This is a genomic window from Bradyrhizobium sp. UFLA01-814, assembly GCF_046718885.1.
Classification (GTDB): domain Bacteria; phylum Pseudomonadota; class Alphaproteobacteria; order Rhizobiales; family Xanthobacteraceae; genus Bradyrhizobium; species Bradyrhizobium elkanii.
The window spans coordinates 1-11,834 of sequence record NZ_JAQOSR010000219.1; the positions used below are offsets into that span (position 1 = coordinate 1).

The 11,834-nt window shown below is 62.9% G+C and carries 13 protein-coding genes and 1 pseudogene; 2 read left to right on the top strand and 12 right to left on the bottom strand.

The window, feature by feature from the left end; translation table 11 throughout:
• Positions 1–233: 233 nt before the first annotated feature.
• The 10 genes from PMN64_RS38530 to PMN64_RS38575 all read right to left on the bottom strand — a co-directional run bounded on the left by PMN64_RS38530 (position 234) and on the right by PMN64_RS38575 (position 8,225).
• Positions 234–527, bottom strand: a complete 294-nt coding sequence (locus PMN64_RS38530; RefSeq protein ID WP_028344999.1) for an HdeA/HdeB family chaperone — start codon at positions 525–527, stop codon at positions 234–236.
• Between the two features lie 23 nt (positions 528–550).
• Positions 551–847: an HdeA/HdeB family chaperone gene (locus PMN64_RS38535; protein WP_028345000.1), complete on the bottom strand. Its 297-nt coding sequence runs from the start codon at positions 845–847 to the stop codon at positions 551–553.
• Positions 848–900: 53 nt separating this feature from the next.
• On the bottom strand, positions 901–1,329 hold the full coding sequence (locus PMN64_RS38540; protein WP_028345001.1) for a universal stress protein: 429 nt from the start codon (positions 1,327–1,329) through the stop codon (positions 901–903).
• 188 nt (positions 1,330–1,517) lie between these two features.
• Complete coding sequence (locus PMN64_RS38545) at positions 1,518–1,940, bottom strand: hypothetical protein (RefSeq protein ID WP_028345002.1); 423 nt, start codon at positions 1,938–1,940, stop codon at positions 1,518–1,520.
• 29 nt (positions 1,941–1,969) lie between these two features.
• A complete protein-coding gene (locus PMN64_RS38550; protein ID WP_411784539.1) occupies positions 1,970–2,902 on the bottom strand; it encodes a DUF2950 domain-containing protein in 933 nt (310 codons plus the stop codon).
• Positions 2,899–4,596 carry a DUF3300 domain-containing protein gene (locus tag PMN64_RS38555; protein ID WP_411784540.1) on the bottom strand — a complete coding sequence of 566 codons (1,698 nt, stop codon included), beginning with the start codon at positions 4,594–4,596 and terminating at the stop codon, positions 2,899–2,901. Before PMN64_RS38555 ends, PMN64_RS38550 begins: the two co-directional genes overlap by 4 nt.
• Positions 4,597–4,683: 87 nt before the next feature.
• Entirely contained in the window at positions 4,684–6,048 is a 1,365-nt protein-coding gene (locus tag PMN64_RS38560) for a TAXI family TRAP transporter solute-binding subunit (protein WP_411784541.1), read from the bottom strand.
• A gap of 76 nt (positions 6,049–6,124) precedes the next feature.
• On the bottom strand, positions 6,125–6,538 hold the full coding sequence (locus tag PMN64_RS38565) for a hypothetical protein (RefSeq protein WP_304499677.1): 414 nt from the start codon (positions 6,536–6,538) through the stop codon (positions 6,125–6,127).
• A gap of 24 nt (positions 6,539–6,562) precedes the next feature.
• Entirely contained in the window at positions 6,563–7,795 is a 1,233-nt protein-coding gene (locus PMN64_RS38570) for an HlyD family secretion protein (protein ID WP_411784542.1), read from the bottom strand.
• A complete protein-coding gene (locus tag PMN64_RS38575; RefSeq protein ID WP_411784543.1) occupies positions 7,788–8,225 on the bottom strand; it encodes a hypothetical protein in 438 nt (145 codons plus the stop codon). Before PMN64_RS38575 ends, PMN64_RS38570 begins: the two co-directional genes overlap by 8 nt.
• 156 nt (positions 8,226–8,381) lie before the next feature.
• On the opposite strand from PMN64_RS38575, the gene PMN64_RS38580 reads away from it, so the two are divergent.
• Entirely contained in the window at positions 8,382–8,837 is a 456-nt protein-coding gene (locus PMN64_RS38580; protein WP_304499674.1) for a hypothetical protein, read from the top strand.
• 22 nt (positions 8,838–8,859) lie between these two features.
• The gene (gene ppk2 / locus PMN64_RS38585) at positions 8,860–9,660 is read left to right on the top strand and encodes a polyphosphate kinase 2 (protein ID WP_411784544.1); all 801 of its coding nucleotides are present in this window, start codon (positions 8,860–8,862) and stop codon (positions 9,658–9,660) included.
• Positions 9,661–9,701: 41 nt separating this feature from the next.
• On the opposite strand, the gene PMN64_RS38590 is transcribed toward ppk2, so the two are convergent.
• Together PMN64_RS38590 and PMN64_RS38595 are read right to left on the bottom strand one after the other, a co-directional pair.
• Entirely contained in the window at positions 9,702–10,136 is a 435-nt protein-coding gene (locus PMN64_RS38590; RefSeq protein ID WP_028345011.1) for a hypothetical protein, read from the bottom strand.
• A 91-nt stretch (positions 10,137–10,227) separates the two neighbouring features.
• Positions 10,228–11,834, bottom strand: a pseudogene (locus PMN64_RS38595) (decarboxylase); the annotation flags it as partial.

Below are 11,834 nucleotides of genomic sequence, written 5' to 3' on the forward strand. Positions count from 1 at the left end.
GAGCGAACACCCCTAGCGACACACCATCTGGCCATTGGCCGCGCCTTGACCTTGGTCAAGGGCCCGGACCGTAATAATACGGGCGCCGCGGCCCGAGTTGAGGGAGAAGCGGTTCGATCAGACGCGCGAGTAAACCGCGACGAACCTGCCGACCGTTGACATCGCGGGCTTCACCTCCGACCCGAGAAGGACAGGGATGCCGTCCAATGCCTGCGCGTTCGCAACAACGATGATCAGCGCCAGTTCTTTTGCATCGCATTCATTACGGTGTCTGCCTTGTGCGACTTGCAGTACTTGCCGATTACCTTGCCGTTTCGCTCGACGTAGCGAAAATCGACGACGGTCAAGTTCTTCGATGCGCTGAAATAGCCCGACATCCAGGAGCTGATCAGCGTTTGTCTTTCCTGGTCCGACTCCAGCAATTGCTTGCAGGTAATGAGGGACAGATCGACGACGACCTGCGCTTTGGCCACGACGCTCGTGGCGAGGAGTACAACGGTCGCAATTGCAGGAATCGATGGTTTCATTGTTATCTTCCAACCCTGTTTGATCACTGGCCGGCCGTAGAGCGCTCAAGGCCGGCCATCACGGTCTGAGTGGGATTGGTCGCGCACCACGCCTTCACGCTTGCGACATTTCGCGCATACGCGTTGAGATCGACAAAGACGTATCCCTTCTTTTGATTGAACCAGCCGCTCATCCAGGCAGAAAATATGGAAGAATCGCCCGGGGACATGGCGAGGTACTGCGAGCAAGTTATCCGCGCCATATCGACGCTAGTCTGCGCCTGCAGCGGGCCCGACAACGCCGCACCGGCAAGAGCAAGGCACACAGTGATTTTGTTCATTCGATTTCTCCCAAGCTCCGTGCACGGTGATTTCTATCCGGCGATCTGCGCCCTCACTGACAGACAAGGACCGGAGTCTTTGCTTGCGCCAGCACCTTGTTTGTCACACTGCCGATGAGAAGCTTGGAGAGCCCGCTGCGCCCGTGCGATGACATAACGATGAGATCGCAGCCCTTATCCCCGGCTGCTGCGATGATGGCTTGATGGGGTTGCCCGCTCTCGACTTGGCTTGTCTCGCAGGGAACGCCGGCCTCCCTGGCCGCGTGTGCGGCGCGATCCAGCGCGCTCGTGGCCTCTTCCTTGCGTATCTCGGCAAATCTCGCGAGCAGATCACGGTACCGCCCTCCTATTTCCGAGAGCGGCTCAACGACGAAGATGACCGATACTTTGGCTCCGACGGATTTCGCCAGCGCCAACCCCTGCTTCACCCCTTGCTCCGCCAGTTCCGACCCATCTGTCGGAATGAGAATGTGCCGGTACATGCCTTCACCTCCCGGTTATCTGGACGACGTATCGCCGCCCGCCAAATGCAAGCTGAACCTGAGCCTCGGGCCTGGCCTTGAGATAGATCAATCCATCGCTCAGCGCCGCACCCCGGACGCTGATCGTCGCTCGGCGGAGCCGCCTTCCACCTGCGGCCCATCTGAGGCAGGGCGAATCGAGCGCGAGTTCACCGCAGCGAAATCGTGAGTCCGCCCAGATTGGCGGCGAATTCCAATCCTGCTTTCGGTCCCTTGAGCATGAGCACAACGCCCTGTTCATTTCGCAGGCTCACCCCGCCTACGCCCCCAGCCCATGCGCCACCGGCTCCGACCAGCGTGTAGCTGCCGGCGAAATCGTTGACGTCCCTGATGCCTGAGGCGGTGCCTTCCAGCCAGGTCACCGACGCACCGGCAGTCACGCCGAGGCTGAAGCCGGACGCGATGAACCGATAGTGCCGCCCGCGGTAGGTCAACGTGCCGCTGCCGCCGCCGCCGCCCACGACGAGAGCCGCCTTCACGAACTTGACCTGAACGTGGCCCACGGCCTGCGCGAAGCATGGCGCGACCAACAGGACCATCGCCGCAAGCGCCAGTATGACGGAACGGATCATGGATCGCGTCACTGCGGCACCCTCCTCGCTCAGGGATTTGTCGGGTCCACTTTCTTCCAGGTGTGATCCGGATCGAAAACGATCATGCGCTTGGCGAGGAAATCAGTGCGTGGGCCGAGATCCTTTTGATAGACCGTGCCTGCATGGTTGACCAGGAAGGTCATGACGCCGGAATTGCCGTATTCGGCGGGATAGGCGACCAGCGCGAATCCACCGATCATCTTGCCCTTCACAACATAGTTCAGCGCGCCGCCCGGGGCGTCGGAGCCCTGTGCCTTCAGGATCCGATAGTAGTAGCCGTGATACGGCATGCTCTGCTCGCCGACCTTGTAGCCTTCCGCAGCGGCCTGGGCGGCCAGCTCGCCGAGCGGGCTTGGATCCTTGTCGTCGCGCCAGAACAACCCGTCCGTCTTGCCCGGCCTGCTGACGATGCGCTGCGCATAGGCGCCCACACCCTCGCCGCGATCCTTCTCTGCGTATTCGTTCTGTGCGTCGACATAGGCAAGACTGGTCTGGATCGCGGCCAGCTCATTGCGGCCGATCCTGCGGTAGAGGATTTCGCGCCGCCCCGCGGCCGCGTCGAAACTCCAGCCGTCCTTGTTGTTGACGATCGGGATCGGGAACGGGAAATCGTCCCTCCCCAGAATCAAGGTGGCTTTCTTGTTGTCGTCAGCCTTGATCGAATGCTTGGCGTCGTAGGCAGAAAGAAAGCTCTCTCGCGCATTGGCGTCGGCGACATCGTCGCCCGACTCGATGATATCGGCGGCATCGCGGCCCAGCACCTTCAGCATGGCCCGACTGGTGCCGGCTTTGACCGCGGTTGCCAAGGCAGACGCCGCGTCTTCCGGATTGGGGAAACCTTGCTGGGCGCGCGCAGGAGACAGCAGCAGAGCAAGTGCTGTTGCCGCGGCCACGCCGATGGAGGCAATACGATCCAGTCGCGAGTCCGAAGAGCCTGTCATCGTGATGCCTCCGACGGGGATGGAATCTTCGCGCCGGCGGCAAGCCAGTCGTTGTAGCTGCGGAACCTGAGTCCGAGCTTGTCGTAATAGACCCTGAGATAGCCGTCGGCGCCGCGCGTCACCGCCGCCGGCATGACCTGCTCGACCTCCTGCGCCATCACGCCGACATAGCTCTTGTCGCTACCGAGATAGCTGAAGCGATAATAGCCGAGGCCGTTGGCGAGATGTCCAAGCAACTCGATATCGTGCTTGAGCGCGATGTCGGAGCGTCGTCCACCGCCGCCGCCGCGGAAGCCGCCTCCGCCGCCGCCATGGAAGCCGCCCCCGCCCATTCCACCACCACCGCGGCCGGCAAAACTTGCGCCGCCGCCGCGCGGCATGCTGGCCATACTCGATCGCCCGCGCGCCGATGCCGCCGCAGCTGCCCGTCCGGACGATACGTTCATGGCGCCACCGCGACTGCCACCGCCACGATTCGCCGCAGCTGCGCGGTTACCGGCATTGCCGCGGTTGGCGGCCTTTGCGCGATCGCCGCCGCCCTTGGCCTTGTTGCCGGCACCGGCGCGGTCGCCGCCCTTGGCGCGATCGGCGGCAGCGGCACGGTCACCGCCTTTGCCGCGATCGCCCGCACGGTCTCCGCCGCGGTCGCCTCCACGGTCTCCGGCCCGATCTCCGGCGCGACCACCGCGGTCTCCTGCCCGGTCACCGGCGCGATCTGCGCCCGGGCGATCGCCGCCGGGCTTGAGAACCTGCTGACCATCGCGGCCGCGAAAATCCATCCGATCGCCGGCACCGGCCCGATTGGCGTTGCCGCCGAAGCGCTGCTGGACGTTGCTGTTGTTGTAGCGGACGCCCTGGCGATGCGCCGGATTGTGCTGCCAGCTGTTCCCGATATTATTGACCCTGTTGAAATTGTTCACATAGACGTTGCGATTGCCCCAGTTGAAGCCGCCGCCCCAATAATTACCCCAGCGTCCGATCGCCCATCCGGCGCCGAAGGCAAGACCTGCCGCGATCACCCCGGCGCCGATATAGGACGGATAGCCGAAATAATACGGCGGATAGTCTGCATAGGGCCACGCGCCATAAACCGTCGCGGGATCGTAATACGGCACATAGACCGTGTTCGGATCGGTCTGCTCGATGACGATGACCTGCTTGCTCTCCTGAGTCTGGACGCTGACCTTCTGCTGCTTGGTCGTCACCAGCTTGTTGTTGGCCTGCGCCTTGCTGCGCAGCCGCTGGATCGCATCCATGACGTCCGGCTGCTGCGCCAGCACGGCATCGCCCAGATTCTTCGTCCAATCGATCTTGTCGCTCATCATTGCGAGCACGTCGGCGGTGCTCGTGAGCGCCTTCACGCTGTCATCCCAGGCCTGCTTGTCGACCTCGGCCTTCAGCGCATCCCCTTTCAAGCTCTTGCGCTCCTTGAGCCAACGATCGGCCTGCACGACCTCGAGCGGATAGGTCGACGCCGCCAGCACGTTGGCGAGCAGCGAGTCCGGATAAAGCGCGATCGGCGCCACCAGGGCTTCCAGCTGTTCCGGCTTCAGGAGCTGATCGGCAGGCTGCGTTGTTGCCGCGGCCGGCTGGCTGGCCTGGGCCGGCGGCTTGTCAGCAGCCTGCGCGGTTGCGGCAACGGACGTCACCGACACCAGCACAACCGCAAGCAGAGTCTTGCCCCAACGGAACATCGCGACCTCCATCGACACCAACGGTCGACAGCATCGGCCGCAGTCCCGTCCCCTCCTTGATCAAGATCAAGGAAACTGCCCTTCCGTTCAGCTTTCGGCTCGGCTTTCGGCTTGGTGGCTTTCGACTTGGCTTTCGGCTTGGCCCGGCTGTCGTGACGCAAGGTGGATGCGGCGATCGTGAATCAGGTTCTCGAGCCGATGGGCCGCAACGTTCACCGCCGTGACGGCGCGCTCGGCCTTGTCGTCCTCCACCGGCTGGGCGCGCTGCGTTCGCAGCACCTTGTCGATTTCGCGCTCGATCTCTTCCAGCTCCGACTCACGCCCGGCCGCGCGGACCCGAGGCCCCAGAGCATAGAGCGTGTCGAGCGCCTCCTCGCGGCTCGGTGCCTCGATCGGTCGGAGGAATTTCCACGCTGCCGCAAGCACGGACGCAAGTCCGCCGGCGATCATCGGCGCTAGGAAGATCGCATTGCCCCACTGGTCGAGAAAACTCTCCCTGGTCCCCTCATAGACCGCCGCCGCCCCCGGATGCACGGGGATGTAGGCGCCTGCGTCGGTATCGGGCGTAGCGATCTGGGAGAGTGCCGGCAGCTCAGCAAGCAAATCCCGTCGCGCATTCATGATCGACTGCGTCAGGTCGCCGATCAGGTCATTCCCGAGCTTCTTCTGCGCTACCAGATAGAACGACGTCTGCAGCGTCGTCAGGTCGTCAGCAGGAACAGGCGGCGAGCCGCGCAAGGTCCCCTTCGGTACGTCGAAGCTTTCATAGGCGCGCTCCTTTTCGGCGATCGCTCCGGCGGACTCGATGGCGATCATCACCGGGCCGGCTCGCGTGGTGCGCGAGAAGACATTGCGCAGCAGCGAAAGATACTTTTCGGTCAAAGGCATGACGAGCAGGATCGCCCGGACTTCCTTGGCATCGAGGGCCCGGCGCGCGTCCGCGGGGGCGAGCGGTTTGAACGTCACGCCCGCGCGCGTCAGATCGTATTCGTCGGTCAGCACCTTGATCAGCTTCTGATTGGCCTCGGCGCCGATCACACCGATCGCGGCGCGCTTCAACTCCGCCACGTCCGATATCGCAGCGCCGGGCGGCGCGACCAGCAGGACGGTGGCGTGGGCCAACACGATGACGGCCTGGGCCTGCGAGAGATCGCCGACGTCTCCACGGACGACCGCGAGGTCGACCTTTCCGGACGCGAATGCCTTGGCGGACTCGAGCGGTCCCGGCGTCTGGACCAGGCTGAGCCGGACCGGCGCTTTCGACTGGGCGAACTTTCCTGCGATCGCCGAGACCAGCCTGCCGGCCTCGCCGTCCAGCGAGCCAACCGCGATCGTCAAGGTCGTCGGCTGCTCATACCATCGATACGCCAGCAAGCCGGCGCCTGCTGCCAGAAGGGCGATACCCAGCACCAGGACGATGCGGAATGACCTCGGCAACCTGCTCGGATCCATGGCCCGCTACCCAATCGGTCCGGCGTCAGCCGACAACGGTCCGGCGGTGCTGAGCCAGCGCGGGGAGCGGACGCTTCTAGATCTTGCAACGATGATAGTTGACCTCCATCCCCTCGATGCCCGGGAACTGGCGCGTAATGGTATCGTCGTCGACGGCCTTAAGGAAGAACTGCACATTCGATACCATGATTCCGGATGCGCAGCCGACGATGATGTTGATGGTCTGGCCGTCGTCCTTGCGCGATTTGATCTTGCAGTTCTCGAACTTGCTCCGGAGGCGATCGGGCTCGGCGATGAATCCGCCGCCATAGACGCCTGAGAAGTTCGTGAAGGTCAGCTGGTTCGCCCTGCCCTTGTGGGCGAACACTTTTCGGCATTGCTCGGCGCTCGTGGCCCAGGCGCCCGTGAGATCGAAGGCGTGCGCGTAACCCGGCAATCCGAAGATCATGCCCGTCACCACGATTGCGCGAAGCTTACAGTCCGGTTTCATATGCTGTCTCCCTGTTCGCGCCCGTCAGTGACCGCTTAACACCAGCGTCTTGATCGGCAGCAGCAGAGCCTGAATCCGAAGCAGCAAGGCATGAACGAGCGCAGTCGCGTCGACGGCGTGCAGGGCAAAGCCTTTCAACGCGCCGGTTTTCGGATCGTCAATCGCATCATGATTGCTGGTGTAGGCATTGACGATGCAACTGCTGCCCGGTGTCACGCCGTCAAGGCCGCCCTTGTAAAGCGGCTCCAGGAACACGAGGATCGAACCTGGCTGTTGCAGGTTCTGCGGGTCGATCAACAGCTCGCTGGCCCGAAACTGGCCGGCGGCGATGAAATCTTGCACGCTGGTGACGACCAGAGGAATGATCACCCAGGGTTTCGACATGCAGGTGGCTTCCGCGACCATGCCGGGCTTCATCACCTGGGCCTCGATCTGCCCGAATCCGGCCTGCAACCTGTCGCGGCCCGCTTCGTCCGGTATCAGGATTCCGGCCGGCCGCATGATCTGGGCGACGAGGTCCCCGGGGCGAACGAGGAATTGCTCGACGCGGCCATTGACGCCGGCACGGACGAAAGTCTTGTCGAGATCCACCTGCGCCTGCGCCCGCGCCGCCTCGGCGCTCGCCTTCTCGGCCGGCAACAGCGTGGAAACCCGCAACGCCGCCGATTCCCTGGCGGCGCTGGCGGCATCGACGCCGGACTGCCGCTGATCAACCAGCACCTGCAGCTTCTCGATGTCGCGTTGCGGCACAATGCCGGGATTGCGGCGCTGCAACTCGCTCTTCACCTCCAGCTCGTCCTTGGCTTGCTGCAAGGAGGCTTTCGCCTCCCCGATCTGAGCGTCCGCCTTGACGACGTCGGCCTGCGCCGCGATCAACGACGCATCGACCTCGGCGATCTTTCGCTTGGCGGTCTCGAGCGCCGCCTCCTGCTTCGAACTGTCGAGTCGGAACAGAACGTCACCCTTCTTCACCGGCGCGGTGAAGTCGACATTGACCTCGACGACACGGCCGGAGCCTTCCGGCAGGATCGGCACGGTCCTGAAGTAGATCGCCGCCGAGGTTGTCGAGGGATGAAAGTAGAAGATCATCGTGATCAGCGAGATCGTGAGCATCAGGCAGCCGGTGATCCCCCATCTCAGTTCATACCAGACGGAGAAGAACGTGATCTCCTTGCCGAACCGCTTGCCTTGCCGATAGCGGCGGTAGAGGTAATCCGGCAGGATCGTCACCAGCGAGCAGATCATCAGCTCAAGCATGGTTGTGCACCTCCTGCTTCGCGGGCGTCCGGACGTCGGGACTGCCGCCAGGTACGGATTCGGCTTCCGGTTCGGCAGCACCCGGCGTGGCGTCTGCTATGCGCTCGACGGAATCGGCGATGCTGCGCATCGGCGTGCCGAAATCCGGCAGGTCGATGAGTGCCAGCAACAGGCCGGCGACCCAGAAGATATGCATGTGGGTGAAAAGCGATATCAGGCCGAGGACGGCGACGATCTCAAACTGAAGTTTCTGGCTCTTGTGCGCCATGCGCTCCGGCAGGCTGTGCAGCTTCCAGTACAGAGTGCCAACCCACAAGACGGTGGCTACGAGGAAAATGCCCATCACCACCATCAGGGTGTCCGACCCGTCGGCGCCGGGAATGAAAAACGGCAGATGATGGGGGGCCGCCGGATGCATCTGTTCGCTCAAGCCAAGTCTCCCGGTCGCAATAACACCGCAAGCGAATCTTGATCGACACTGCTGACGATCCTATCGCGCTTGCTTGATCTGGATCAAGGAAGCCGGTCGGCTCATCCCTACCGTTCCGGGGGCAAGGTGGAAGATCGGGCTTAGGAGTCCCCAGCCATGCGAGACAAGATCGATGACCTGATCCCCAAGGCACACGAGATCCAGAAGCAGGCCGCGCTGAAGGAAGCGGAGAAAGCCGAGGAGGATGCCAAGCGTGCGGCCGCTATCGAAGCCGAGAAGCGCGCGTTGATCGAGCGGCTGAGCAAGCCCTCCGGGCTCAGCGAGGACGAGAAGGTCAAACTGGCGTCGACGGTGATTCAGCGGGCGGTGCGCAACGGGTTGAGCGAAGTGCAGGTCTATCGCTTCCCCAATACGCTGTGCACCGACAAGGGGCGAGCCATCAATCAGATGGAGGCCGGCTGGGAGAAGACGCTGACGGGTATCCCTAAGGAAATATACCAGCTTTGGGCTGACTACTTGCAGCCGCGCGGCTACCGCATCCGCTATCAGATCGTCGATTACCCCGGCGGCATGCCCGGCGACATCGGAATCGTCATTTCCTGGGGCGACTAGTTGAAACGATGGACGGATATCCATGGCGAACGCCAAGCCCGCTGGAAAGATGAAGCGCAAGGACTATGAGGAAGAACTGCACAAGCTGCAGATCCAGCTCTGCCATCTCCAGGAATGGGTGAAGGCGAACAATCTCAGGGTCATCATCCTGTTCGAAGGACGCGATGCGGCCGGCAAGGGCGGAACGATCAAGGCCTTGACCGAGAAGGTCAGCCCGCGCGTGTTTCGCGTGGTCGCCCTGCCCGCGCCCTCGGATCGCGAGAAGTCCCAGCTCTTCATCCAGCGCTACATGCAGCAGTTTCCGGCGGCCGGCGAGATCGTGATCTTCGATCGCAGCTGGTACAATCGCGCAGGCGTCGAATATGTGATGGGGTTCTGCACGCCGGCGGAGCACAAACGATTCCTCTCGCTCTGCCCGCAGATGGAGCAATACATCATCGAGGGCGGCATCATCCTGATCAAGCTGTGGCTCGAGGTCGGGATGGATGAGCAGGAGCGCCGCTTCAGGGCCCGGATCGACGATCCGCTGCGGCAGTGGAAGCTGAGCCCGATGGACACGGAATCCTTCCGCCGGTGGTATGATTACTCCCGTGCGCGCGACCTGATGTTCAAGGCGACGAGCTCGGAGCACGCGCCCTGGAACGTCATCCGTTCCGACGACAAGCGGCGGGCGCGGTTGAACTGCATCTCATTCCTGCTGAAGACAATTCCTCACGGACGGGTCAAGCGCGACAAGGTCAAGCTTCCCAAGCGCTCCAATAAGGGGCGCTACAACGATCAGGCCGGACTGCGCGGAATGAAGTTCGTCGAGGAACGTTACTAGAGGTCCAGGCCGCGCCGGGCGCGGCCTGGATCACTCCAGACCTATTTCAAGCGGATGGAAACCCCGCCCACGGCGGCCGATACCTCGGCGCCGACCTTCGGGCCGCTGAGCTGCAGGATCACACCATTGGCGTTCTGGAGCTGCACGCCTCCGGCGCCCGCGGCGATCGCCCCACCGGCGCCTGCCGCGCTGTAGGAGCCTTCGATCGAGGCAGGCCCTCTGAGATTGAGGGCGCGCCCGACAAGCTTGGTGGTCGAAGCGCCGATCGTGAATCCGACGCTCATGCCCGACACCGTGAACGGATAGTGCTTGCCGCGCAGGGTCAATACGCCCTCGCCGCCTCCGACACCAACGATGAATCCACCCTTGGTGAAGATGACGGCGACCGAGCCGGTTTCAGCCAGCGACGGCGTGCTGAAGCCGGCCAATCCAACCGCCAGCGTAGCAAGAATTCCGATCAAACTCACTTTCCTCATGGTGTCCCTCCGGAAACCGGTTGCGTTACGACTTGTTGCGCAAGACTCATCGCCGCAAGAATGCGATGACGCCTTGCGGGCTCTCCTTCGTCTATGATGCAGCCTTGAACTTCGGCGCGGCCGCTCGCGGCTTGCCCATCCTGGCCAGCGCCTCGGTCGTCACGAGCTTCAGGCCCTCGGCCGCGTCGTAGCCATGGATCTCCTTCACATCCAGCTTGCGCATGAAATCGATGGTCTCCTGCGTGATGACCTGGCCAGGGACCATGATCGGGAAGCCCGGCGGATAGGGAATCACGAAGTTGGCGGAGACGAGATCGGGCCCGTTCTTCAGGCGCCTGTCGATCTCGGGATCGTTCAGTCGAATATATTCGCATCCTGCGGCATCATAGGCCGAATAGAACCCGCCGCGGATGTCGCCCTCATTCGTCTTCGTGCCGGCATCGCCGCGATAGGCGTCGTGGAAATGCGAGAAGTTCGGCAGATCGGGTACATCCTTCATCAGGCTGTTGACCCGCATGTCGAAGTCGACCCTGGCGTTCGCGCCGCCCTTGGTCAGGCCGCGATCGATTTCACCGGAGATTTCGGCCAGCACCCGGACGAGATGTGCGACGTCGCTCCGCGTATTGTTGATGTTGGACTGGATCAGGACCGAGTTGCGCGAGGTCTTGTTGACCTGGATGTTGTAACGGCTGGCGAGCAGCCCCTTGAACGACGTTCCGTCGTACCCGGCGGTGCCGCAGACCAGCGTCATGCGGGTCGGATCGAGGCAGAACTCGTCGTCGTTCAGGCTCTTCAGGGCGCTCGCCCAGTTGGTCCCGGCCGCCAGATAGTCGGTGAATCCGCTCTGGCGGTATTGCTTCGGCACCATGGCATCCGCGCCGAGAACGCGGAAGTACCTCGAAATCAACGGATTGGTGTTGACCGCGTTGCGGATGGCGAACGCGATCTCCATGGCATTGGCCACCAAACCATACCCCTCGAGCTCCATCTGCCGGCGCGAGACGTCGAGGCTCGCGATCAGCTGCTGGTTCGGGCTGGTCGAGGCGTGCGTGAATACGGCCTCCTTGAACTGCGCTTCGACGGTGTGGAATTCGATGTCCTTGACCGCCAGCATCGAGCCCTGGCGGATCGCCGACATCGACTTGTGGGTCGAGTTGGTCTGGTAGACGCGCAACCGGATCTGGCGCGGATCGGGGATCAGCCTGGTCTTGAGCAGAACCTCGTCGGAAGGATTCTTGCCGAGCTCGGCCTGCTGTTTCTCATAGGCGGCGACCGACTTGGGATCGCGCATCCAGGCTTCGATCTCGTTCGCCGCGCCCATCGCGGTTCGCCGCCTCAGGAACGGTGAAAACCGCGCGAATCCGAACCAGGCCTCGTCCCAGAGGAAGATCAGGTCAGGCTTGATCGCGAGGCATTCCTCCATCACCCGCCGCGTGTTGTAGATGTGGCCGTCGAAGGTGCAATTGGTCAGGTCGATCATCTTGACCCGGTCGAGCCGGCCGTCGGCCTTCGCGTTCAGAAGCGCCTGCTTGATCGTCTGTAACGGCACCGCGCCATACATCGAGTATTCCGTCATCGGGAATGCCTCGACGTAGAGCGGCTGCGCGCCGGCCAGCACCATGCCGTAATGGTGCGACTTGTGGCAGTTGCGGTCGACGATTGCGATGTCGCCGGGACCCAGCAGCGCCTGCACGGCCA